We start from the raw sequence: 23,668 nt of genomic DNA, 5'->3' as shown, positions 1-23,668 counted from the left end.
AGGCGCATCAAAGCGCGTTTGTCGGCGGATCTCGTTCGCGCTCCTGCGGCCCTCGGCCGTCGCGGCGGATGTTCGCAGGCGTGTCTTGACGTGACGATCTCCTCGACAGGTGTGTTTCGGCAAGGAGTGTTCCACGTCGTCCGTTCCAAGACGGGAACTCGTAGAGCGGCACTGACTTCGTTTCCGAAATTTATTTCAATTAATTTTCTGTGTTTGCGTGTATGGAAGGGTCAAACGGTGCACTGCGACCGCATCTCGAGCAGATGCGCGATCGGATCGACTGGCAACGAACGGCGGCGATCGGCGGCGGCGCGTGGCTGGTGGGCTACGTGCTCAGCTTCGTCATCGTCGCGATCTCCGGTGCCGATCGCGACGGCTCCGGCACGACGGACGTCGCCACCTGGGCGTACGTCGAAGGGATGGGTGGGCTCTACGAGATCTCGCTTCCGATGGGAGGCAGTACGACGGCAACCCAGCTGACCTACGGCTCGATGCGTTCGAACTTCTGGGGTGCGGGCGTTTTCCTCCATTACCTCGTCCCGGCGGTCGTCCTGGTCGTCGCGGGCTACGTCCTCGCCGGCGAGTACGCGACCGACGCGCGGCGATCGACGCCGGGCGGTCGGTTCGAGGCCTGGGTCGGCGGCGTCTCGCTCGTGGTGGTCTTCGGTGCGCTCACCTTCCTCGCGGCGTACGTCATGTCCCCGAGCGGGGCGAGCCCGGACGTGCTCCGGCTCCTGATCGCGGCGATCGTCTATCCGGTCGTCTTCGCCGGGATCGGCGCGGCGCGACGGGTCGGTATCGACGTGCTCTCGCTGCGCGCCGCCGGCGTCGGTCTCCTCGGCTTCCTGGCGATGATCGCGCTCTGGAACTTCGTCGAGGACCCGATCGGCGCCGCCGGGCTCACCGACCTCTCCGGCGCCGACGAGTATCTCCCCTACCTCGGGAAACTCTTCGTCGATCTCGGCGTCGCGATCACACCGGGCCAGCAGAGCTACCTCCTCGACTACTCGCCGTCGGGAACGAGCACGGATCCGGGCGTCGTCGGCCCGGGCGGGATCGCGCTGGTGCTGTTGCTCGGTCCGGCGGTCGCCGCCGGCGTTCTGGTCTACCGCGAGTCGGTCACCGATCCGATCCGGGGTCTCGGCGCCGGTGCCCGGACGGCGGCTGGCTACCTCCTCGGCGTCGCTCTCCTGACGATCGCCGTGCTCGCCCAGCGGATGAACTTCCTCTACAACGAGCTCTACGGAACCGGCACCGAGGAGGCCGTTCGCGAGGAGCTGATCCACGACGCCAACGTGATGTTCGGGGCGATCCTCCCGCAGGTCCTGCTCGTTGCCGGCGTGTTGCTCGCCGCGTTCGCGGCGGGGATCGGCGGCGCCGTTGGCGCGAAAGTCGCTGCGAGCCAGCAAGAGTCCGCGCCCGCGGAGTCGGCGGCCGCGAGCGGTGCGCCCCAGCAGGCGGAGTAGCGCCGCCCGATTCGCCCTGCTACTCCCGCCTTCCTCGTCCTCTCGCTCGTTCGCCCTCGCCGTCCAGGGTCTCGACTACCCCTTGATGTTGCAGACCGGGAACGTTCGCGCGACGCGATCGCCGATGCCGAGTGCGTCCGAGACTCGGACGACCTCGTCGACGTCCTTGTAGACGCCCGGTGCCTCCTCTGCGATCGTCGCACCGCTGTCGGCCTTGACGTAGACGTGCTGTTGCTCGCGGAGGTCGGTCTGGACGTCGCCGCCCCAGTAGTCGTTCTTGGCCTGCGTGCGACTCATCAGCCTGCCGGCGCCGTGGGCGGTCGAGCCGAAGGTGCGCTCCATCGACGCTTCGCCGCCGCGGAGGACGTAGGAGCCGGCGCCCATGCTTCCTGGAATGATGATCGGCTGGCCCACGTCCCGGTAGGCCGCCGGCACCTCATCCCTGCCCGCCGGGAACGCTCGCGTCGCGCCCTTGCGGTGGACGAAGAGTTCGCGCTCCTCCGTGGACTCGGCGCGATCCCGCGGGACGGCGGCGCCGTTCTCGTCGATCCCGACCTCGTGGACCTCCTTCTTCGCGATGTTGTGAGCGACGTCGTAGAGGAGCTCCATCTCCATGTCCTGCCAGGGCCGGTCGAAGACTTTCTCGAAGACCTTCCGGGTGCGGTGCATGATCAGCTGGCGGTTCACCCACGCGAAGTTGATCGCGGCGCACATCGCGCCGTAGTACTCCTCGGCGAGCTGGGAGCCCGCGGGCGCCGCGGCGAGCTCCTTGTCGGGGAGTGAGTCGAGCAGTCCGCGGTGGGCCTGCTCGATCTCGCGGAGGTAGTCGTTGCAGGTCTGGTGGCCCAGCCCCCGCGAGCCACAGTGGATCAGGACGACGATCTGGTCAGGTTCGAGGCCGAAGGAGTCGGCAACGTCCTCGCGGTAGATATCCGTCACGCGCTGGACCTCGAGGAAGTGGTTGCCGCTCCCCAGGCTCCCGACCTGGTTCTTCCCGCGGTCCTTGGCCTTCTGCGTGATCGCGCTCGGGTCCGCGTCGGGACGACGCCCCTCGTCCTCGCAGTGGCGCAGGTCGTCCTCGACGCCATACCCCGCGTCGATCGCCCACTCGACGCCGCGGTCGAGGATTTCTTCGATCGTGTCGACGTCGGTCTCGACGATTCCGCCGCCGCCGAGGCCGCAGGGGACGTTGGCGAACAGGCTCTCGACGAGTTCCTGCTCGCGCCCCTGGACGTCCTCGTAGGTGAGGTTCGTCCGCATCATTCTGACGCCGCAATTGACGTCATAGCCGACCGCTCCGGGCGAAATACAGCCGTTCTCGGCGTCCATCGCACCGACGCCACCGACGGGGAAGCCGTACCCTTGGTGGCCGTCGGGCATGCAGATCGCGTGGCTCGTGATTCCGGGAAGCTCGGTCGTGTTTTTGAGCTGCTGGAGGGTCTTGTCGTCGGAAATCTCCTCGAGGAGCGCCTCGCTCGCGTAGACCCGCGCCGGCACGCGCATGTCGCCGGACTTCGGGATCTCCCAGACGTACTCCTCGACCTGCTCCAGGGTGATCCCGTCCGCGTCGAAGGTGGTCATGCCTAGGTGTCGGCTCGGCATCCCGGTTAGTGTTTCGCAGGGCGGTGAGTCAAACGGTCGCGGTTTCGCCGTCTAGAAGGGGAGTCGCTACCGTCTGCCTTTACTCCGTGACGCGGCCGATGACTTCGATCTCGACGCCGATCTCGACGGGCAGGCGCTCGACCTGCATCGCGGAGCGGGCGGGGTAGGGCTCGCTGAGGTACTCGGCGTAGACCTCGTTGATCTCGTCGTAGTTGTCCATGTCACGGACGAACACCTGCGCCTTGACGACGTCGTCGAGCGACGATCCCGCGGCATCGAGCACGGCCCCGATGTTCTGCATCGTCTGGTGGGTCTCCTCGCGGATGTCCTCGCCGACGATCTCGCCGGAGTCGGGGTCGATCGGGCCCTGGCCGGAGACGAAGACCTGGCCGTCGTCGATGACGCCCTGGGAGAACGGGCCGATGCTGGGCGGTGCCTCGTCGGTGGAGACTTCTTCCATAGCGGTTCGATCCTCTCCGCGGCGCGAGGAAGTAGGTTTCGATGATCGGGGGAATTCGAGGGCGAGAGCGCCGCTACCGAGTGATTACTCGAAGTCGAGTAACGATTCGCGCTGGAGGGCAGGAGGTCGCTGGAGACGCTACGTGGCGTGCGCTCGAATCCGTTCGATCACGTACTCGATCTCGTCCTCGGCGAGACACATTGGGTTGATCGTGAACGCGCCGGATTCGAGGCTGTCCGCGCCGACGAAGATCCGGGGCTCCTCGCGGCGCAGCCCCCGGACGACGTCCGTCGCCGAGCCTGCGGCGACGTCGGGATCGACGGTCACGATGACCTCCGGCGCCACGGAAACGGCGCTGCCGGTCGGGACCTCGGTGGTGATCCCGTCGATCTCCGACAGCGCATCGGCGATCCGCATCGAGATCTCGGTCCACTCCTTTGCCTTCGCGTCCTGGTCTTCCTCGAGGAACTCTTCGAGCGCGACGAGCAGGCCGGCGAGCTCCTCCTTGCCGACCTTGCACTGGCGGCCGATGCCCTGCCGCGGCACCCCGCCGAGCGCTTCGACGTCGACGAGCTCCTGTGCGGGCTCGTAGACCGCCTCCGCGGCGTGCATGTCGAGGTGCTGGGCGGCAATGGACTCGATCAGGTCGCCCCGGCCGGCGACGATGCCGGTGGTCTGCGGGCCGCGGATTGCCTTCCCGCCGCTGAAGACGACGAGGTCCGCGCCGGCGTCGACGAAGCGCTCGAAGTTCGTCGTCGGGGGTAACTCCGCGGCGGCGTCGACGATCACGGGGACGTCGTGTTCGTGGGCGATCTCCGTGACGACGGAGAGGTCGGGCTCGGTGTACTCCTTCTGGATGTAGCCCACCGCGGCGGTGTCCTCGCCGATCGCTCGCTCGATCTCCCAGGGCTCGACGTTCCGGGAGCCCGTGCCGAGGTGGCGGTCGTTGCTCCCGACGTCGACGATCGTCGCGCCGGCGGCCCGTAGCGCGTGGTCGTAGCCCGTACGATGTGTGCGCGGCATGACGATCTCGTCGGCGAGCCCCTCGGTGTCGGGGAGCTTCGCCATCGCGGCGACGTCGTCGCCGGCGATCGCCGCGGCAGCGCCGAGGTACATCCCCGCCGCGGCACCGCTCGTGACGTAGCCCTTGTCGGAGCCGGTCAGCTCCGCGATGCGCTCGCTGGCGGCGGCCTGGAGATCCGAGAGGCGGACGAAGCCCTGCGAGGCCTCCTCCATCGCCTCGACGGCCGCCGGGCGGATCCGGCTGCCGCCGATGCGCGTCTTCGTTCCCGTCGCGTTGATCACCGACGGGGCACCGAGCTCCTCGAAGATCGTGTCGGCGTCCATGTGGCCTCTCTCGGCGGAGGGCAGTGAAAACAATTCGGTTCCGGAAGCCGGTCAATCCGGGACGGATCGTGCTCGCTGTTCCCGGGCCCCACGACGGCGACTCCAGTTAACCGGTACCAGTGGCCGGAAGCGAACCAACGAGGGCACGATTGGCGAACACCGTTCGATCTCCGATCGACCGTCCGCATTCGTTCTCCGACGACCAGTTCACACGCTCTGCAAGCACTCGTCGGGCCGCCACCGATGCCGGAAGTTTACTTCTCGAACGAGAAAAATTCTGGGCGATACTATCCGAATCGTATTTCCTCATCGAGTAAATTACTGGCGGATTCTAAGGCAATCATCGGCAGAAATTATAAAATTATAAATAGTGGTTGACTGTACTTCGCTACTGGGTTTCACAAAACATGGTTTCGAAAACTCGTAGGAACTTCCTGAAAGTTTCTGGCGCCGCGACGGCCTTCGGCCTCGCTGGCTGCCTGCAAGAGGGCGGTAGTGGCGCACTCCAGACCCAGTATATGGATACGCCGGGCTACGAGGACTTCTTCAGCAAACACACCGAGAAGTTCGAGGAGCAGACCGGGATCGCGGTCGACTACGAGTTCGTCGGCTGGGGCGACGCGAAGTCGACGATGCAGTCGAACATGACTGCGAAGTCCGGCCCCGACGTACACGAGATTGCCTCGACGTGGATCCCCGCGCAGGTCGAGGCCGGCGGCTGGATGGACCTCCGCGACGAGGCTGCTGCCCAGCACCTTCCGGACACCGAGAACTATCCGGAGGGTGCACTCGAGGTCGGACAGTTCGACGACATGCTCGTCGGCATCCCGTGGTTCTGGGGGCCTCGTGCGTGGCAAGAGAGCGGACCGAAGATGGACGAGGCTGGCGTCGAGGGCGGCCCGGAGAACTGGGACGAGCTCGTCTCCCAGGGGAACGCCTACAACGAAGCCACCAGCGACGGCGACTACTTCGGTGCGATGTCCGGTGGTATCGAGCCAGGCCGGAACTTCGCGATGTTCCTCTGGCAGAACGGCGGTTCGTTGCTCAACGAGGACAACTCGGCACCGGCGTTCAACTCCGAGGCTGGCGTCGAGGCGATGAACTTCTACAAGGACCTCATCGTCGAGCACGAGATCATCCCCGAAGCGTCCCTCGGCTGGGAGGCCAGCGGACTCCAGTCCGCATTCGCTGCCGGCGAGATCGCGAGCACCTGGGGTGCCCTCTCGATGACGAACGCCTACGCCGACGCAGACGGTAACAGCCGCGACGAACTCCGCGTCTCCGCGCCGCCGAAGGGGCCAGACGGTGACAGTGGCACCTTCTTCGGAATGGAGCTGCTGGGGATCGCCTCCTGGTCTAACAAGGTCGAGGAGGCCGCCCAGTGGATCGACTACCTCGCTCAGCCCGAAGTCAACGCCGAACTCGCCGACATCGCCGGATTCCTCCCGCCGACCAGCGGCGGGATGAACACTGAGCTCTACAGTGATCCGTTCTACGAAACCTTCGACGAAGAGGTCTTCCCGGCAGCGAAGACCTATCCGCAGGTTCGGGGGTGGGGCGAAATCGAGACGGAAATCTACCAGACGGCCACCGATATCCTCAACAGTGCCGTCACCGGCAACTGGTCGGAGGGTGACACGAAGTCGGCCCTCGACGACGCTGCGAGCGTCGCAGAGGAGGCGCTCAACAACTAACCGCCACGGTCACAACCGACTCACACTATCACATGGCCGGTTCCAATTTCGATATTCGTCGACGAATATCAGCTGTCACGGATCGTGTTCCTGCCGTTCGGCAGCACGTGCCGAGCCTCGGCATCGGGGACCGACTCCCCTTTTACCGCCGGCTCTCCGGGGGGCAGCGGTTCGCGTACAAGCTCCTGCTGCCCGCGCTCGCGGCGATGACGGTCGTTCACTTCATCCCGATCCTCTGGGGATTGACGATCAGTACCATGGGCGTGGACTTGACGTATGCCAGCCACTGGTACGACGCCCCGTTCGTCGGACTCGACCACTTCCGGTACGTGCTCGGCATCGAGAACCTCGACGACGTTCTCGTGTCCGACACGGTGGTCGGCGAGCGGTACCGAAACGCCCTGAAGAATTCTGTGATCTTCTCGGTCGGAACGCTCGTCGTCACGTACGTCCTCGGGCTCACGGCGGCGCTGGTGTTGAACCAGAAGTTCAAGGGCCGGTTCGTCGCACGAACGCTGTTGCTCTTGCCCTGGGTCGCACCCGTCGTCGTCTCGTTGTACGTCTGGCGCATGATGTTCTCCCAGCAGGGAATCATCAACCAGACGCTACTCACGATCGGACTCATCGACGAGCCGATGTTTTTCCTCATCGGTGACAATTCGATGTGGGCGCTCATCTTCGCTCACTCCTGGACGCAGTTCCCCCTCGTCATGATCTTCCTGTACGCGGGGCTCCAGTCGATCCCCAAGCAGCTCTACGAAGCCGCTGCGATCGACGGAGCGGGACGTTGGGGGAAGTTCCGATACGTGACGATGCCCCAACTCAAGCCAGTCTCGGCAGTCATCGTCCTCCTCATGTTGCTCTGGACGATGATCAACTACACCGCGCCGTTCGTCCTGCTGGGAGGAGCGCCGCCCAAGCAGGCCAACGTTGCCATCCTCTACATCGAGAACTACGCGTTCGGTAACAGTCAGTTCGGGCGCGGCGCCGCGATGAGCGTCGTGTTGTTCCTCATCGCGATGGTGATGGCGATGGTGTACTACCGCTATCTGTTCGACGATGACACCACGGGGGCGGCAGCATGATTCCCGAGGAGTGGCGACTCACGCAGGATCGAGCGGACTTCCTGTTCGATCTCCTGTCGAGAGGCGTCCTCGGTCTGTTCATCGTCCTCGCGTTGTTCCCGATCTACTGGATGGTGATGATCAGTCTGCGAAAACCCACGGAAATTGGCACCTCCGATCCGAGCTATTTCGTGTTGTCTCTCGACGAGCTACGCACTGTCGTCTTCGAGGGCGATCTCGACTTGCTCGCGTCGGAAGTTGACTTCGCGAACTACGTGGATATGTGGGATCAGATCCCGCTGCTCGAGTTCTACGTCAACAGTCTGATTATCGCCGGAGTGACGACCGTGCTGGCGCTCGTCGTCGCGATTCTCGGCGGCTACGCGTTCTCACGGCATAGCTTCCCCGGCAAGCGCTACATCGGCGGGGCGTTGCTGGCCACGCAGATGATCCCGGGCGTCCTCATCCTGTTGCCGATGTTTCTGTTGTTCATCTGGATCCAGACGGAGACGCCGTTCAAGGTGATCGACACCTACCACGGCATCATCTTCGTCTACATGACGTTCACCGTTCCCGTCGCGATCTGGATGCTTCGCGGGTTCTTCGATTCGATCCCGGCCTCGATGGAAGAGGCCGCGAGGGTCGATGGCTGCACGAGATTCCAGGCGCTGTACCGGGTCGCCCTTCCAATGGCGGCGCCGGGTATCGCCGCGACGGGGATGTTCGTGTTCCTCACGGCGTTCAACGAGGTGCTCTTTGCTGGCATTCTCGCGGGCGGGGAGGTGACCCCGTTCTCGATCGGCATCAGTCGATTCCAGACCCAGCAGACCACCTACTGGGGACAGATGATGGCGGCGTCGTCTGTCGCGACGATCCCCATCATCATCCTGTTCGCCCTCTTCCAGCGGCCGATCGTCGAGGGACTGACCGAAGGCGGGGTGAAGCAGTAGCCATGGCCGCGACGCATCCCCCCGTTACCCGCGTCGGCAGCACCGCTCGCGCGCTCCCCGCTACCGGGCGTTTTCGCTGCCACCGAATCGACACCGAACCGACCACCGCTGTCACGGAGTCACTACAATGAGCGACGTCGAACTCGATCAGCTGACCAAAGTGTACCGGTCGTCCGACGAATCCGTCACGGCCGTCGACGACCTCGACCTCACCGTCGAGGACGGGGAGTTCCTCGTGCTCGTCGGCCCGTCGGGCTGTGGAAAATCGACGACCCTGCGCTGTATCGCCGGCCTGGAGGAGGTCTCGGAGGGCACGATCCGCTTCGGTGACGAGGACGTCACCGACGACAGGCCGAAGGATCGGGACATCGCGATGGTGTTCCAGAACTACGCGCTCTATCCCCACATGACTGCCCGGCAGAACATGGCGTTCGGGCTGAAGATGTCCACGGATCTCTCCAGGGAGGAGCGCGCCGACCGCGTCGACGACGCCGCCGCGACGATGGGCATCGAGGAACTGCTCCCCGACAAACCGAAGGCGCTCTCCGGGGGCCAGCAACAACGCGTCGCGCTCGGCCGGGCGATCGTCCGTGATCCGGCCGTGTTCCTGATGGACGAGCCGCTCTCGAATCTCGACGCCAAGCTCCGCGCCCAGATGCGTACGGAGCTTCAGGAACTCCAGCAGAACCTCGGCGTGACGACGGTGTACGTGACGCACGACCAGACCGAGGCGATGACGATGGGCGACCGGATCGCGATCCTGAACGACGGCGAGCTCCAGCAGGTCGGCGCGCCCCTGGAGTGCTACCACCAGCCAGCGAACCGTTTCGTCGCGGGCTTCCTCGGCGAACCGAACATGAATTTCCTCGACGTCGAGCTGTCCGAGGGCCGGCTCCTTCACGACGAGTTCGTGCTACCGATCGACGACGGCCTCGCTGACCGGATCGAGCCCACCGACCTCGTACTCGGCGTTCGCCCAGAGGACGTGACCCTCTTACCGGACGAGGGTGCGGGGGCCGAAGGAGTCATTCCTGCGACGGTCACCGTCGTCGAGCCGATGGGCAACGAGAGCAACGTTTACGTCGACGTTGGAAGCACGTCCGCCACCGTCACGGTGGAGGGCCACGCGGACGTCGCCCCGGGCGAAGAAGTGTTCCTCGGCGTGGACGAGTCGCGGCTTCATCTGTTCGATCGCGCGACAGGCGCGGCCTGCAAGCACAGGGCGGTCGAGGACGCGGAGTTCGGGGCAGATGACTTCGACGACGGCGCCGTGGAGGTGCCGTAGCCGGGAGTCCGCGACGACCACCTGCGACAGGCGATCCGTTTCGAGCGAGTCGAACCGGTGCAGAGAATAAAGCCGACGATCAACCGGCGGTCGATTCAGCTACTGCCCGGGAACCGGTGGTACTCCATCCCCTCCCGTTTGATCTCGGAGTGTTTGTCCTCGAGGAAGGCGTAGACGGTGCCGTGGGGTGCGCCGTCGATGATCATCTCGGCGGCCTGTCGGACCGCGTCGACCTGCTGGGGCGTCCCGATCGAGCCAAGCGTCGAGCCGTAGATCACGACCGACGCGCCGGTGAGCTCCTCCATCAGCTCGCGGGTCCGGCCGTCCTCGCCGATCAGGCGGCCCTTCTTCCGCGTGAGGTCGTTGCGGTTCCGGGTCGCGGCGTCGATGTCCAGCAGATCGAACATCATCATCTCGTCGTCGAGCAGCCGCAGCGCGTCCTCGGGTTTGAACCCACGGCCGATCGCCTTCACGATGTCCGGGCCTTTCAGCGCCCGGACCGGGTCGGCGTCGCCCTGCTGGTCGATCTTGACGGCGCCGTTCTCGGAGTCGACGTCTAATCGTACGTCTGCCTTCGACTCGATCTCGCGCAGCGTCTCGCCCCCATCGCCGATGAGCACGCCGATGCGGTCCTGCGGAATCTTCACGTGCTGCATATAATCGGCGGGTAGGATGTGGCGGCGGTTAAGCGTTCGGCACTACGTTCGCGGGTGTGGTGTGCTGGAGCCCCTCGCAACGATAGCGGGGTAGATGCCTCGGTCCCGAACGGGCCGTCCGAAAGCCCCAGCGTGCAGCGAGCGTACACCGTCGAGCGGGAGGAGGTTTCCGTAGGCAGTTGCGGTATCGTTTCCGTCCCTTCGACACCTCCTCGTCACGTTCCAGCACAGCCCCAACCTTCAACACCGGCGAGAGCGACGAGAAGGGTATGGCAGACGTGCTATCCGAGGAGGAAATCGAGGCAGGGCTCCCAGAGGGCTGGGAGTACGAGGAAGACGAGATCCGCCGGACGTACGAGTTCGACGAGTATCTTCGCGGGGTCGCCTTCGCCCAGCTCGTCGGCGAGATCGCGGAGGCGCAGTTCCACCACCCCGAGATCGTCATTCGCTACGAGGAGGTCGACATCACGCTGACGAGCCACGAAGCCGGCGGCGTCACGCAGGACGACCTCGACATGGCGGAGATCATCGAGTCCGAGACCGACGCCTGAGGAACGGTAGACTTCCGCGGCGGAGCGCAGCCGGGCTCACTGTCGCCCGATCGACGGACTACGGGCGCAGGCGATCGAGCCCACAATCCCTATATCCTGGCGACGCCTACCGACGGTCCAGATGGCCGGCACCGCCTACGACGCCGTGCTCTTCGATCTCGACGGCACGATCGTCGCGCCGGCGTTCGACCACGTCCGCGCGACGTTCGACGCCGTCGGCGCGGAACTCGGCCACCACTTTTCCGACGAGGAGGCCCGCCGGCTATGGCACGGCCTCGGCGGCCCTCGCAACGACCACCTCCGCGACCTGGACGTCGACCCGACGGCGTTCTGGCGCGTCTTCGACGCCACCGAGGATCCCCAGGACCGCGCCGCTGCCATGCGAGTGTTCGACGACGCCAGGCTCGCTGCCGACCTCTCCGTTCCCACCGCGATCGTGACGCACTGCCCGCCGGAGCCGACCGCCGCGGTCCTCGATTTCCACGGCCTCGACGAGTGGTTCGACGCCGTCGTCTGCTGCTCGGACGACCTCGGCTGGAAGCCCGATCCCGGCCCGATCCAGCACGCGCTCGGTGAGATCGGGATGGCGCACGTCGGCACCGCTGGCGACGGGCCCGTCGCCGCGGACGGCGGAACTCCCGAACGGCGGCACGAGGATCCCGACGAGGAATCACCCCGAGCGCTTTACGTCGGCGACACGGCGGGCGACGTCGGCGCCGCCTGGAACGCCGGGCTCGACGCCGTCCACGTCGAGCGCTTCGACCACGAACGCCGCGAGCACTGCGTCCTCGCGGACTACCGGGTCTCCTCGCTCGCGGACTGTGCGCCGCTGCAGTCGCTCGCCGGTAACTGACTTCTCGGAAACGAACCGCCGTTCTCGACGCAGCGATCACTCCGCTTCGTAGCCCGCGAGTCCCGACAGCACCGTCTGGAGTTCGTCGAGTGCGTCGGCCAGCGCGCTTCGGCCAGCGCTCTCCGCCCGCTCCGGGTTGCCGACCAGCCGGACTCGCTGCCTGCCCAGGGAGACGAATCCGAGGTCGAGCCGATCGGCCGTGGCCCGGAGCCCGAGTCCGACGTCGGCCTCGCCGCGCTGGACGCGCCGTGCCGGGCTCTCGTGGCCGCGGAGGCCGACGCCGTACCCCTCGACTGCGTCGGGCGAGCACTCCGCCTCCGCGAGCCGATCTTCGAATGCGCTCCGGAGCCCGGAGCCACTCGCGAGGTTCGCGAACGCGAGGGCCGACTCGACGAGATCGTCGAGTCCTGCGACGCCCTCGGGGTTCCCGGCTGGCACCACCAGCCCCCACTCCCGGGTCCACGAACCGATCTCCGCTCCGTCCGGATCGCGACGTGGCTCGCCGGCGACCACGGCCACGTCGGGCACGCCGGCGCGGAGCCGTCTGACGCCCGCGTCGGTGCCGTCGGGCAGATAGCGCGGCCGCTCCAGCCGGTCCATCACCGCCGCGGCACCGGGGTCGTCCTCCCCGATCGCGAGCAGCGTCGGCGGGCGAACGTCCGCGAACTGCTCGACGGTGACCGTCTCGCCCGGGGCGACGTACGTGGTCTCGGCGGGCACCGTCACGAGGCCGTCCGCTCGCGAGAGACTCGTCGTCGCGCCGGAGCCCCGATCGACCGGGTAGGCGAGTGGCCCTCCGTCTGCGCTACTGCCGGTACCGCCGTCCGCCACCTCCGCACCGATCACTCCGACCGGCACCAGCCGTCGCCGCCCAGGCTCGAACCGGGCCTCCTCGAGCAGCTCGGCCTCGACGCTCGCGCGCTCGGGTTCGGGCAGCCCCACGGCCTCGCGGATCGCCGGGGCGACGAGCGTCCGAAACACCATCATCGCGGAGACCGGGTAGCCCGGCAGCCCGACGTAGCCGCAGTCGTCGAGGCGTCCGACGAGCGTGGGTTTGCCGGGTTTGAGCGCGACGCCGTGGAGGAGCAATTTGCCCTCGGACTCGAGCACCGAGTGCAGTGCGTCGACCGCGCCGGCGGAGGTCGATCCGGACGTGAGCAGGAGATCGCACTCAGCGGCCGCGTTCCGGAGCGACGCCGCGAGCGCCTCGGGATCGTCGCCCGCTTTCGGGAACCGTCGCACCGTCGCGCCCGCGGTTCGAGCCGCGGCGGCGATCGTGGAAGCGTTCACGTCGTGGATCTGGCCTCGGTCGTGGTCGAGGGGATCACCCGGCGGAATCAACTCCGCTCCCGTCGAGAGCACCCCGACGGTCGGGCGAGTGCGGACCGGCACCGACGCCACGCCGAGCGCTGCCAGCAGGCCGACTTCCCGTGGCGTGAGCCGCGTTCCGGGTCCGAGCGCGCGCTGGCCCGCGGCGAGGTCCGCGCCCGCGGGCATGACGTTCTCGCCGGGCGCGACCGCGGTGCGGACGTCGATGGCGGCGACGGACTGCTCCGCCGCGCCCTGCGGCCTGCTCGCGTCGTCGGCGATCTCGTCGATCCGCTCGATGGGGACCATCGCGTCGGCGCCGGGTGGCAGCATGGCCCCGGTCGAGATTTCGACGGCCTCGCCGTCCTCGACGCCCATTGCCGCATCCGGCGCTTCGCCGGCGTGGATCGCGCCGACTACGGTGAGTCGGGCCGGATCGCGCTCGTCGGCACCGGCGGTGTCGGCCGCCCGGAGCGCGTAGCCGTCGAGACTCGCGCGGTCGAAGCCCGGGACGTCGATCCCGGCGTCGATCCGCTCGGCGAGAACGCGGCCCGCGGCGTCGTCGAGCGGTACGGATTCGACCTGCGGATCGGGAGCGATCGGCAGGTCGGCGATCGCCGCGGCTGCCTCGTCGGGATCGGCGAGATCCCGGAACTCGACGCGATCACTCACGGCTGCCACTCCCAGTTCTGGACGGCGACGAGCTCGCCCTCGGGGAGCCCCTCGACGCCGGGTTCGATCTCGATCCAGCCGTCCGCGAGCGCGACCGAGGAGAGCACGCCAGCGCCCTTCGTCCGCGTGGGTCTGGCAACCGTCTGGCCCGCTTCCGCGTCGAGTTCGACGCGGGCGAACGTCCGGGTGCCCGGCTCGCTCTCGATCTTCCGGGTCAGCGTCGCCGGTCGCGTCGGCGGCTGGTCGGGCTCCGTGCCCGACAGCCAGTGGAGCACGGGGCGGAGCAGCTGGACCGCGGTGACGATACAGGAGACGGGATAGCCCGGGAGGCAGAGGACGGGCGTGTCCTCGACGACGCCCAGGCAGACCGGGTGGCCGGGCTGGAGCGCGACGCCGTGGACGACCACCTCCCCGAGCTCCGCGAGGACCTCCGGCAGGAGATCCCGTTGTCCCACCGACGTGCCGCCGGTCGTGACGATCACGTCCTTCGTCAGGTCGCGCTGGATCGCCGCCCGGAGCGCGTCGGGATCGTCCGTGACGACGTTCCGGTACTCCGCGCGTGCGCCCCACCGCCCGACGAGCCGGGAGACGGTCAGCCCGTTCGTCTCGACGGCCTCTCCCGGCCCGGGATCGCGCTGGACCAGCTCCTCGCCGGTCGGCACGACGCCGACGGTCGGCTGCTGACGGACGGATACCTCCTCGATGCCGGCAGCTTTCAGCAGGCCCAGGTCGGAGGGTCGGAGCCGGTGGCCGGGCTCGTAGAGCGCCTGGCCAGCAGTCACGTCCTCGCCGACCGGGGCGACGTTCTCGCCCGGTGCGATCGGCTCTGCGAGTTCGATTGCCGTCGGGGGCCCTCCGGCGTCGTTCGTCCCGACGTCGGTATCGTCCTCGATTTCGGTCACCCGCTCGATCGGGACCACGGCATCGGCTGCGTCGGGGACGACGCTGCCAGTGTGGACGCGAACGGCGGTGCCCGGGGACAGCGTGGCGCCCTGTGGAGCCACCACCTCGGCCCCAGCGGCCTCGAGCACGGCCGGTGATCGACTCGACGCCCCGGCCGCGTCCTCGCTCCGGAGTGCGTAGCCGTCCATCGCTGCCCGGCGGTAGTTCGGAACGTCCCGTCGGGAGGCGACCGCCTCGGCGAGCACCCGGCCGTCGGCGCGCTCGATTCCGACCGGTTCGAGGCGGCCGATCGGCTCGACGAACTCCCGGAGACGCTCACGAGCCTCCGAGAGCGGCGTGTGCTTCTGGAAGCCGGCGGTCCGGCGGTCCGCTCCGCCGTCCGCCGGGCGTTCCGGGTCGTCTGTCGTCATGGCGAGCGGTTCGAGCGGGGCGGGCAAAAGGGCTGTGTGGAGCGGTGACCGGCCCTACGATAGCCCGAGCGTCCGTCAGGCCTCGCCGTACACCGGTACCGCCGCACCGCTGGTCACCGGCGTCGCGTCCGAGCACAGCACCGCGATCGTTCGCGCGACGTCGGCGGGGTCGACCCAGTCGTCGCTGTAGTCCATCATCTCCCGGTTCATCGGCGTGTCGAGCACGCTCGGCATGACGGCGTTCGCCCGGACGGTCCCGCGGTGTTCCTCGGCGATCGTCTCGGTCAGAATGCGGACGCCCGCCTTCGAGGCGCGGTAGGGGCCGTCGCCCTCGCCGCCCTCCAGCGAGGAGCGGGCACTGACGGAGACGATCGCCCCTTCGCTCTCCGCGAGGTGGGGCAGGGCGTGCTTGGCGGTCAGGAACATCGTCTTGAGGTTCACGTCGAAGACGAGATCGAAGGTCTCCACGTCCGTCTGCTCGATCGGATCGCCCCCGCGCCACGTGCCCGCGACGTTCGCGAGGTGGTCGATGCGGCCGTGGTCCTCGACCACCGCGTCGATCGTCGACTCGACGGCGTCCTCGTTCGTGAGGTCGGTCTCGTAGAACGTCGTTCCGTCGTCCGGTTCGAGCAGCGAGTCCTCGTCGTCCGGGCCGACGACGTCGATCGCCGCGACCGCCGCCCCGGCGGTTCGGAACTGGTCGACGACGGCGCTGCCGAGTGCGCCGCTGGCGCCCGTGACGATTGCGACGCTGTCCTCGAAGTCGAAGCTGACGGACATGGGTAGTCTGTCGGTGCGATCGGAGAAAAAGGTGGGCACGGGGGTCGCGAATCGGTGGTTCGACCGGGGGCTGTACTGTTCGAACCGCGGGACTGGCTTCGGATTGCTGGCACGGCGGGTGAATCGGCCCGTTCCCGCACGGTACATCGCTGGCCGCTATAGCAAATGAACGAACGTTGGCCGTCACGGTCCGGTCTCGATCCTCGGTAGACGCCGTCGTTCGGGCGGCTCGGTTCGCTTCCGCGTTCTCGCCGTCGAAGTCGTCCTGGCTTTCCCCAGAATCACTAAACGCCGCGGCGTGAAACGGCCGTCCGTGGAGCTGATCGCCCACCGCGGCTTTGCCGCCGAACGCGCGGAGAACACGGTTCCCGCTCTCCAGCGCGCCGCCGGGATCGCCGACGCCGTGGAGTTCGACGTCCGGCGCTGTGGCTCCGGCGAACCAGTGGTCGTCCACGACGCGACGGTCGATCGCGTCACGGACGCGTCCGGCCCCGTCTCGTCGTTCACCGCCGACGAACTAGCCGGGATGGACGTCCGCGGATCGGGCGCGGGAATCCCGACCCTCGCCACGGTCGTCGACGCTCTCCCAACCGAAACCCCGCTCTACGTCGAGCTGAAGGAGTCCGGAATCGCGGAGCCGGTTCTCGACCGACTCGCCGCCCACGAGGGGCCGGTGACGATCATCTCCTTCGACCGGACGGTGCTCGGGGCTGTTCGCGCGCTCGATCCCACGGTACGACGCGTCTATCTCGCTGGCTCGCTTCGCGAGCGGCCGATCGCGACGGCGATCGAACTCGACTGTGCGGGGATCAACGTCCGGGCGCGCCTCGCCGCGCTCCCTCCCGTCCGCCGGGCGGCCCGGCAGCTCGACCTCTACGTCGGCGTCTGGACGGTGAACCGTCGGGCAACGGCGCGCGTGCTCGAACTGCTCGGCGTGGACGCGATCACGAGCGATCGTTCGGACGTCTGCCCCGCGAAAACGTAGCGACGGCGATGGCGGCGGCGCTCGCTCAGTCTTCGATTTCCGCGACGTCGGCGCCGGGGGCGTTCTTCATGACGCTCCGCATCCCCTGGCGGGCTTTCTGCTTCGAGGCGTAGCCCTCGCCGGAGTCGGCGAGGATCTGGCCGTTGCGGTGGCGGAGCCGCCAGCGCCACTCGTCGGCGTTGTCCTGGAACACCTCGTAGGCGGCGGGGTCGTAGTCGAGCGTGTCGGCCTCGGGGGCGTACTCGGTGACGCGGTCGACGGCGTCCTCCGCGCGATTCTTCCGGCTGTAGCCCTGGCCGCTGTCCGCGATCAGCTCGCCGTTGCTCGCGACGAGTCGCCAGCGATAGTCGCCGCTGGCGTCCTCGTAGACCTCGAAGTGCTCGGCGTCGCCGACGTGCTTCCGGACGCTCTCGATACCGTCCCTGGCGTTGCGACGCGAGGCGTAGCCCTCGCCGGAGTCCGCTAGGACGCGGCCGTTGCGGTGACGGAGCCGCCAGCGCCACTCGTCGGCGGCGTCGGCGTAGAGCTCGAAGGCGGCGGGCTCGTACTCCAGCGTGTCGGCCTCGCCGGCGACCGCTTTGATCCGCTCGACGGCGTCGTCGACGCCATCCCGACGGGAGTATCCCTCCCCGGGATCCGCGATGACGTTGCCGTTGTCGTGGACGAGTCGCCAGCGGTACTCGCCGGCGTTGTCTTCGTAGACCTCGAAGCTGGCGTTGCTCTCGGCGGCTTCCGCACCGCCGTCGCCCTCGTCGTCCGTCTGTCCGAACTCGAAGGCGCCTGCCTCGTCGCTCGACGCAGCCGTCGCGGCGTTGCCGTCCGAGTCACCGTCCGCCGCGTCGGTATCGTCACCGCCGGTCTCACTTGCGTCAGTTTCGCTCGTGGCGTCACCGGCAGCGGTCGCGGCCGCCGGTGCGTCCCCGGGCACGGATTCGAGGATCTCTTCCTCGGCACCGGGGGCGTTCTTCTTGACGCTGGACATTCCCTGTCGGGCCTTCTGCCGTGAGGCGTAGCCCTCGCCGGAGTCAGCGATGACGTTGCCGTTGTCGTGGACGAGCCGCCACCGGTGTTCGGCGGCGCGGTCCTCGTAGAGCTGGAAGGTCGCCTTGCTCGTGTCGGCGGCCGCGGCGTCGCTCGCATCGGCGTCCGTCTCGTCCGCCGAGGCGACGGCCGGCTGTGCAGTGCTCGAGGACACCAGCGGATAGAGAAACACGGTCAAGATCTGGAGCCCGACGCCGACGCCGTAGCCGGCCATGAGGACGGCGCTCATGTCGCCGGAGCCCCAGTTCCAGTCGTCGGGGTAGTACAGGTTGAACGCAATCGCTGCTCCGACGCAGATCAGGAGGCCGAGCACCGCCAGCCAGACCGCCCTGGCCTGTAGCGGTAACAGGTAGACGATCGAGAGGACGACGATCGGTCCGGCAATCAGCGCCAGCGTGAACGCCACCCGGCGGAACAGCCAGAAGTTGTCCGTACCCCGGTCGAACGTCGAGGCAACGAGGAACAACACGAGCCCGATCAGCGCCAGCAGGGCGCCGAAGAGGAACGCCCAGTAGCCGTTGACGTGGTCGGGCTCGAGGGGCTCCCCGAGGTGCGTGCGATACCAGCCGCCGAAGACGCCGTCGTTGGCCATAGTGGATCGCCTCTAGGTAACACACCGCAAGCACGTTATTAAAGATGTGGGACAGTTGTGGCAACGAATCGCCAGAAGGTGGGAAGATAGCGGCCGTCAGCGCTCGGGTATCGATCGCACGGCAGGTCGCCACGTGGCCAGCAACCGTCCGCATCCGGCGCCGGTCCGCGGCGATCGCCGGCGCCGATCCTACGCCGGCACTTCGACGACGATGCGGACCTCGAGCCTGGCGCCATCTGCGAGCGCGTCGACGAACGACCGATCGAGATCCTCGGCGGCGTGGTCGGCACCGACCGCCACCGTCCGGTCGTCGACGTAATCGCTCGTCCGCCAGACGGCGCTACGGTCGTCCTCGAGGGAGAGGTCGGCGTCGCCGCGGGCGACGATCCGCTGCTCGGGAACGGTCTCGGGATCGACGTCCGCCGAGCCGCCGTCCGTGATCGAGAGCGTGGTGACGATCCGCGCCTCGGCTCGCTGGCAGGCGGCGACGAACGCGTCGGCGAACGCCGACGGCGCCCGATCGGCCTCGATCCCGACGATGCAGTCCCCGGCGGGCGTGAGGTAGTCGTCGGTCGTCACTTCGAACGTCGACGCGTGGGTGCCAGCGACGTGCTCGTGTCCCTCAGCGTGTATGACCTCCTCGTGGCGCACGGACTCCTCGGCCGATTCCTCGCTGGCGCCCGTGGAGACGGCGTCGTCACTCATGCTGGAGCCTGACCACCGCACGCCGAAGAGTGCCGCGATTCCGCAGGTGGGCGATCGCGCTGCAGCGACCGTGCTGTGGCGGCAGTGCCACGGCGGTCGCGTCCCTTACTGTTCCTCGCGCGGTCGCTCGTCGCTGAGCACGGTGACCGTGACGGCCCCGCACTCGCACTCGTAGGCGCGTCGGATCCCGTCGGGCGTCTCCATCGTGAGCATCCGTCGGTCCTCCGAGAGCGTCCGCTCGCAGTCGGGGGCCGAACACACGCTGGCAAGGTGTTCGAGCATACCTCCACCGACTGACCGACCGCACCTTAACCCGCGCCTGCACCGGAGTGAAAGTGAAAGTGTCCCAGAGCGGCGCCGAAGGGCTGGATCTCTCCACCGGGCCCACTCCGCCGCGACGGCCTACCGCGCGACAATCACCGACGCGTACTACCGGAGTCTCACGATCCTCCACGGGCCGCAGGGTGGGCAAGGAGGCGCTTCCAAACGGTCCCCGGTTGCGGTCCTCCGGGCCCAGCGATTCGCAGGAATTCACTCGAACCAGTGTCAGAAACGTCCGAGTCCGCTTGCCGCGCAAGAAAGACGTAACCGCACTCACGCACGAACTCCCTGCATGAACGTCACCAACGTGGAGGCGATCCCCGTCGCGATGGCGGTCCGGCCCGAGTCCGAACCGGGCGGGCTCGCACCCTACGTCACCAACCACGGTCAGGTCGAGACGATGGAGCGTATGCTGATCCGCCTCGACACCGAGTCCGGCGTCACTGGCTGGGGAGAGATGCGCTCCTCGCTCGCGCTGGAGACCACCGCCAGCGTGATCGAGAACGACGTCGCACCGGAACTGATCGGTCGCTCCGTCGCGGACGTCGAGGCGTTCACGGACGACTTCTTCTACGAGTACCTCGACGTCGGCCCGTTCGTCGGCGGCGTGGAGATGGCGATGCACGACGCGCTGGGCAAGATTCGCGGCGTGCCGGTCCACGAGCTGCTCGGCGGGAAGACTCGCGATACGGTCGAGTTCGCCTACTGCGTCGGCATCCTCGACGAGGAGGACTCGCGCGAGCACGCCCGGCGGGCGCTCGATCGGGGGTTCTCGGTACTCAAGACCAAGGCTGGCCGGGACTGGCAGGAGGACGTCCGCCGGATCCTCGCGATGGACGACGAGGCCGACGGCGAACTCGAGTTCCGCCTCGATCCGAACCAGGGCTGGACGCCGGAGGAAGTCGTCCGCGTCGGCGCCGCCCTCGAGGACGCCGGCGTCTACTGCCAGTATCTCGAACAGCCGGTTCGCATCGACAGCCCCCGGACGTACGAGTCGCTGCGCAACCGCCTCCGGACCCCGATCGCCGTCAACGAGGACACCTACTTCGACCGGAACCTCTTCGAACACGGCGCGGCCGGCGCCGTCGACTGTGCCGTGATCGACGTCGTTCCAGCGGGCGGATTCCGGGCGGCGAAGCGCCTCGCTGGCGTCGCCGACGACGCGGGGATCTCGCTGGCCCACCACAACGCGTTCGATCTGGGGATCAAGACCGCCGCCGTGTTGCACCTGACCGCGAGCACGCCGGCGATCACTCTGCCGCCAGATACGATCTACTACGCCTGGGCAGACGACGTGATCGCGGAGCCGTTTTCGGTGGCTGAGGGGTGCATCGCAGTGCCCGACGGGCCGGGGCTGGGGGTGGAAGTGGACGAGGAGAAGGTGGAGGTGTATCGGATCGGCTAAAAACTAATCTTCTTCAGTTTCGGTGTCGCTCTCTCCATCTCCATCTTGTCCGTCGTCAGACTCTCCATCGTCTCCTCCGTCAACCGGACTACTGGGACGAGCAGCTGACATTGTTCCCTCTGTTCGCTTGATTACTGCTCTACCTTGGTGGTTCTCGATTAATTTCATTACGGGTCGACCAGCATGGGTGTGCATTGTTGCATGGAAGACTGACAGAACTGCGTCCTGTAATTCTTGGTCGCTTTCAAGGCTTTCTACGTCAAGCCCATTGGCCGCCGCCAAGTCCCGATCTATTCTTCTACCATGGCTTTTAAACTTTTGCCTATCTGATAAGAATGAGGATATTTCATCTGCAAGTCTCTCTGCTTCATTAGCCGATTTATCCGAATGCATATATTCTTCTGCCCATTCTCTAGCCAAGTCTCGAGATAGGCCCATTGCTTCGTTACACTCAGCTAGTAATCCCACAGAATACTGATTAAGCAGTGGTTGCCAAGCGATAAGATCGGTGTGGTTATTAATTGATTCTTGGGCCATTGAAAATTGATCTACGATCGCTTGAGCCGCCGTCATTCGGTGTCCGAACGGTGTTTGCACAACGAACTGTGGATCAATTGGACCAATTGCTGAGTGGCGGCCCATGAAAACCTTATCAGCAGCACAACACATCAAGGTGGCAGCAGACATTGCGGCCTGTGGGACAAATATTCGAACGTCATTGAACTTTTTTCGAAGGTAGCCAACGATCTGTTCCGCTGACTCAGCGCTACCTCCTGGGCTGTGAATAATGATGTCTAATTTATCTGTATCAAGACCATGCACCACTTCCATGAAGGCGTGAACATCTCTATCATTTATTGAGACGCTAGAATCTCCACCAGGTTGAGTCCAAGCAGTTGAATAGAGGATAGTATCTCTCCCAGTATAGTCATTCAATTCACTGAGATAGAACCTCCTGACTCTGTCAAATGGGCTATCAACGCCTTGTTTTTGTAGAGAGCTTATCTCTTCAAGAATTTGGCCCCAAGTAGGCATAGAAAGCTAGTCGGAGGAATTAGAATAAGAAATGTTGTTTCTATCAGAAGAAGAGTCCCAAAATGACTGGGAGCTTCTACTGTATCCGGATTCATCATCGTAGACTTCAATCACGTCATCAACACTAGGACCGCCTTCCATCTCCTTCATGCGATCGATCCGGTCGGAATTTTCACTGTCACTCATGGGACTTGACTCTGTTCGCGAGGGACTAAAAACCTACATCTGATATAAATTACTATCGGCACCAGTCCATTTCAATATGATATTTGATAGAATGTTGGGATTGCCGAATCGCTCTCGCCGGTCGAACTGTGCTGGGAGATCCTGGGCCGGATCGAAGAGCGGGTGTAACCTCCAGGCGAGCCGCCACCGTCACATCTCGAACTCCTCCCCACACTCCGTACAGGTGAACTCGAACCGTCCGTCCTCCGTAATCCGCGTTCCGTGGGCGCGCTCTTCGTCGCACTCCCGGCAGTATACCACCGACTCGAGTTCCTCCCAGTCGTGGCGATAGCCCGGTGCGCCGATCGCCCAGCCGACGACGTCCTCCGCCGAGTCCTCGGGGTTGTACCCCGTCTGGAACTCGCCGGGCGGGAAGCGAATCACCTCGCCGGCGTCGACGGTGACGGTCTCCCGCTCGCGCCCGACCTCGAACTCGGCCGTGCCGGACTCGACGTAGAACAGCTCCTCCTGATCGTGGTGGGCGTGGAGCCCGCCGGAGAAGGAATCGCCGGGGGCCAGTTCGAAGTAGTTCATCGCGACGTGGTCGGCGTCGAGCGCCTTCGTGACGGGCCGGCGCACGTCGTGGACCTGGAGCGGGTTCACCTCGATCTCGACGTCGTCGATCGCGACTTTCTCCATGGGGGCGCTGCGTCCGGGAGCGGCAAAGTACTGCCGGCGCCCGACCCAGTCAGTTCCGGAGTCCGGCGAGTCCCGTCGAGACCAGCGACGCGAGGCTCGCCAGCAACACGACGAGGGCTCCCGCGAGGCCGGCGTAGAGCCCGACGCCGGGGGTCGCCGTTTCGGCCACCTGCTCGCCGCCGACCAGGATGGCCTCCTGGCCGCCGCCGTGGAGAAACAGGGCACTCACGGAGAACAGAGCCGTACCGACGCCTGCCAGCAGCAGCGACGGCAGCGACGATTTCCAGTCCCACCCGCGGACCAGCGGAAGCCCGATCGCGACCGCGGCGAGGGCGAGCGCGACCAACAGCGTCCGCGAGGTGGCGATCGTCACCGTCTCGGTACCGGACAGCCCGTTGGAGAGTACCGCTTCCATCTTCCCGTCCTGCAACAGCGACGCCGATCCGCCCGACCACGACATCCAGGGTAACACGGCGCCCAGCAGCGCGAGCGCACCGCCGACCACGTTCGTCTTTCCGGTTCGTGAGAGCGCGTTCCAGTCGACTTCCATGGGCATTCGTCGCCGATAATGGCGGATAAACGCAACGTTTGACGAATATCTTCTGGGAATCCGAATTCGAGGGCCAATTCGATCGCGATCCGGAGGCACGCTGGACCTGCGCTGTCCGCCACCGGACGTCGTCGATCCCAGCGGAGCCGCCGCTTCCGCGTACCACTGT

The 23,668-nt window shown here is 66.3% G+C and carries 23 protein-coding genes; 9 read left to right on the top strand and 14 right to left on the bottom strand.

The window, feature by feature from the left end; genetic code table 11:
- The first annotated feature begins 221 nt into the window (after nt 1–221).
- Nucleotides 222–1,466, top strand: a complete 1,245-nt coding sequence (locus tag ACZ5KP_RS07710) for a DUF7978 family protein (RefSeq protein WP_460922871.1) — start codon at nt 222–224, stop codon at nt 1,464–1,466.
- Between the two features lie 75 nt (nt 1,467–1,541).
- Here ACZ5KP_RS07710 and ACZ5KP_RS07705 read toward each other — a convergent pair whose 3' ends face one another.
- From ACZ5KP_RS07705 to ACZ5KP_RS07695, 3 genes are all read right to left on the bottom strand, one after another.
- Entirely contained in the window at nt 1,542–3,047 is a 1,506-nt protein-coding gene (locus tag ACZ5KP_RS07705) for an RtcB family protein (protein ID WP_460922873.1), read from the bottom strand.
- Between the two features lie 100 nt (nt 3,048–3,147).
- Nucleotides 3,148–3,528 carry a Rid family detoxifying hydrolase gene (locus tag ACZ5KP_RS07700; RefSeq protein ID WP_460922875.1) on the bottom strand — a complete coding sequence of 127 codons (381 nt, stop codon included), beginning with the start codon at nt 3,526–3,528 and terminating at the stop codon, nt 3,148–3,150.
- A 138-nt stretch (nt 3,529–3,666) separates the two neighbouring features.
- Entirely contained in the window at nt 3,667–4,875 is a 1,209-nt protein-coding gene (locus ACZ5KP_RS07695) for an aminotransferase class V-fold PLP-dependent enzyme (RefSeq protein ID WP_460922877.1), read from the bottom strand.
- Between the two features lie 407 nt (nt 4,876–5,282).
- Between ACZ5KP_RS07695 and ACZ5KP_RS07690 the strand changes: the two genes are divergently transcribed.
- From ACZ5KP_RS07690 to ACZ5KP_RS07675, 4 genes are all read left to right on the top strand, one after another.
- Entirely contained in the window at nt 5,283–6,569 is a 1,287-nt protein-coding gene (locus ACZ5KP_RS07690) for an extracellular solute-binding protein (protein ID WP_460922879.1), read from the top strand.
- A 107-nt stretch (nt 6,570–6,676) separates the two neighbouring features.
- A complete protein-coding gene (locus tag ACZ5KP_RS07685; RefSeq protein WP_460922881.1) occupies nt 6,677–7,654 on the top strand; it encodes a carbohydrate ABC transporter permease in 978 nt (325 codons plus the stop codon).
- A complete protein-coding gene (locus tag ACZ5KP_RS07680) occupies nt 7,651–8,583 on the top strand; it encodes a carbohydrate ABC transporter permease (RefSeq protein ID WP_460922883.1) in 933 nt (310 codons plus the stop codon). The genes ACZ5KP_RS07685 and ACZ5KP_RS07680 overlap by 4 nt, the downstream gene beginning before the upstream one ends.
- A gap of 127 nt (nt 8,584–8,710) precedes the next feature.
- Nucleotides 8,711–9,868, top strand: a complete 1,158-nt coding sequence (locus ACZ5KP_RS07675) for an ABC transporter ATP-binding protein (RefSeq protein ID WP_460922885.1) — start codon at nt 8,711–8,713, stop codon at nt 9,866–9,868.
- A 95-nt stretch (nt 9,869–9,963) separates the two neighbouring features.
- Here the strand turns inward: ACZ5KP_RS07675 and ACZ5KP_RS07670 are convergent, their stop codons facing one another.
- On the bottom strand, nt 9,964–10,524 hold the full coding sequence (locus ACZ5KP_RS07670; RefSeq protein WP_460922887.1) for a KH domain-containing protein: 561 nt from the start codon (nt 10,522–10,524) through the stop codon (nt 9,964–9,966).
- A gap of 269 nt (nt 10,525–10,793) precedes the next feature.
- Between ACZ5KP_RS07670 and ACZ5KP_RS07665 the strand changes: the two genes are divergently transcribed.
- Together ACZ5KP_RS07665 and ACZ5KP_RS07660 are read left to right on the top strand one after the other, a co-directional pair.
- Nucleotides 10,794–11,075 carry a 4a-hydroxytetrahydrobiopterin dehydratase gene (locus tag ACZ5KP_RS07665; RefSeq protein ID WP_460922889.1) on the top strand — a complete coding sequence of 94 codons (282 nt, stop codon included), beginning with the start codon at nt 10,794–10,796 and terminating at the stop codon, nt 11,073–11,075.
- Nucleotides 11,076–11,196: 121 nt separating this feature from the next.
- Nucleotides 11,197–11,928, top strand: coding sequence for an HAD family hydrolase (locus ACZ5KP_RS07660; RefSeq protein WP_460922891.1), 732 nt, complete (start codon nt 11,197–11,199; stop codon nt 11,926–11,928).
- Nucleotides 11,929–11,964: 36 nt separating this feature from the next.
- Here the strand turns inward: ACZ5KP_RS07660 and ACZ5KP_RS07655 are convergent, their stop codons facing one another.
- From ACZ5KP_RS07655 to ACZ5KP_RS07645, 3 genes are all read right to left on the bottom strand, one after another.
- Nucleotides 11,965–13,908 carry a molybdopterin biosynthesis protein gene (locus tag ACZ5KP_RS07655; protein WP_460922893.1) on the bottom strand — a complete coding sequence of 648 codons (1,944 nt, stop codon included), beginning with the start codon at nt 13,906–13,908 and terminating at the stop codon, nt 11,965–11,967.
- Entirely contained in the window at nt 13,905–15,221 is a 1,317-nt protein-coding gene (locus tag ACZ5KP_RS07650) for a molybdopterin molybdotransferase MoeA (protein WP_460922895.1), read from the bottom strand. Before ACZ5KP_RS07650 ends, ACZ5KP_RS07655 begins: the two co-directional genes overlap by 4 nt.
- A gap of 75 nt (nt 15,222–15,296) precedes the next feature.
- Nucleotides 15,297–16,001: an SDR family oxidoreductase gene (locus ACZ5KP_RS07645; RefSeq protein ID WP_460922897.1), complete on the bottom strand. Its 705-nt coding sequence runs from the start codon at nt 15,999–16,001 to the stop codon at nt 15,297–15,299.
- 313 nt (nt 16,002–16,314) lie between these two features.
- Here ACZ5KP_RS07645 and ACZ5KP_RS07640 point away from each other — a divergent pair, with 313 nt between their 5' ends.
- Entirely contained in the window at nt 16,315–16,986 is a 672-nt protein-coding gene (locus ACZ5KP_RS07640) for a glycerophosphodiester phosphodiesterase (RefSeq protein ID WP_460922899.1), read from the top strand.
- Nucleotides 16,987–17,011: 25 nt separating this feature from the next.
- On the opposite strand, the gene ACZ5KP_RS07635 is transcribed toward ACZ5KP_RS07640, so the two are convergent.
- The 3 genes from ACZ5KP_RS07635 to ACZ5KP_RS07625 all read right to left on the bottom strand — a co-directional run bounded on the left by ACZ5KP_RS07635 (nt 17,012) and on the right by ACZ5KP_RS07625 (nt 19,606).
- Nucleotides 17,012–18,619, bottom strand: coding sequence for an HVO_2922 family protein (locus ACZ5KP_RS07635; RefSeq protein ID WP_460922901.1), 1,608 nt, complete (start codon nt 18,617–18,619; stop codon nt 17,012–17,014).
- Between the two features lie 189 nt (nt 18,620–18,808).
- Nucleotides 18,809–19,324 carry a DUF371 domain-containing protein gene (locus ACZ5KP_RS07630; RefSeq protein WP_460922903.1) on the bottom strand — a complete coding sequence of 172 codons (516 nt, stop codon included), beginning with the start codon at nt 19,322–19,324 and terminating at the stop codon, nt 18,809–18,811.
- A gap of 105 nt (nt 19,325–19,429) precedes the next feature.
- Complete coding sequence (locus tag ACZ5KP_RS07625) at nt 19,430–19,606, bottom strand: hypothetical protein (RefSeq protein WP_460922905.1); 177 nt, start codon at nt 19,604–19,606, stop codon at nt 19,430–19,432.
- Between the two features lie 331 nt (nt 19,607–19,937).
- Here ACZ5KP_RS07625 and ACZ5KP_RS07620 point away from each other — a divergent pair, with 331 nt between their 5' ends.
- Nucleotides 19,938–21,050 (top strand): mandelate racemase/muconate lactonizing enzyme family protein, encoded by a 1,113-nt coding sequence (locus tag ACZ5KP_RS07620; protein WP_460922907.1) that lies wholly within the window; start codon nt 19,938–19,940, stop codon nt 21,048–21,050.
- A gap of 3 nt (nt 21,051–21,053) precedes the next feature.
- Here the strand turns inward: ACZ5KP_RS07620 and ACZ5KP_RS07615 are convergent, their stop codons facing one another.
- The 4 genes from ACZ5KP_RS07615 to ACZ5KP_RS07600 all read right to left on the bottom strand — a co-directional run bounded on the left by ACZ5KP_RS07615 (nt 21,054) and on the right by ACZ5KP_RS07600 (nt 23,499).
- The gene (locus tag ACZ5KP_RS07615) at nt 21,054–22,085 is read right to left on the bottom strand and encodes an SDH family Clp fold serine proteinase (protein ID WP_460922909.1); all 1,032 of its coding nucleotides are present in this window, start codon (nt 22,083–22,085) and stop codon (nt 21,054–21,056) included.
- A 6-nt stretch (nt 22,086–22,091) separates the two neighbouring features.
- Nucleotides 22,092–22,271, bottom strand: coding sequence for a hypothetical protein (locus ACZ5KP_RS07610; protein WP_460922911.1), 180 nt, complete (start codon nt 22,269–22,271; stop codon nt 22,092–22,094).
- Nucleotides 22,272–22,460: 189 nt separating this feature from the next.
- Nucleotides 22,461–22,949 (bottom strand): cupin domain-containing protein, encoded by a 489-nt coding sequence (locus tag ACZ5KP_RS07605; RefSeq protein ID WP_460922913.1) that lies wholly within the window; start codon nt 22,947–22,949, stop codon nt 22,461–22,463.
- 49 nt (nt 22,950–22,998) lie between these two features.
- A complete protein-coding gene (locus ACZ5KP_RS07600) occupies nt 22,999–23,499 on the bottom strand; it encodes a hypothetical protein (protein ID WP_460922915.1) in 501 nt (166 codons plus the stop codon).
- Nucleotides 23,500–23,668 lie beyond the last annotated feature (169 nt).

The organism is Salinarchaeum chitinilyticum, from assembly GCF_055390775.1.
This window is presented reverse-complemented; position numbering and strand designations above follow the sequence as displayed.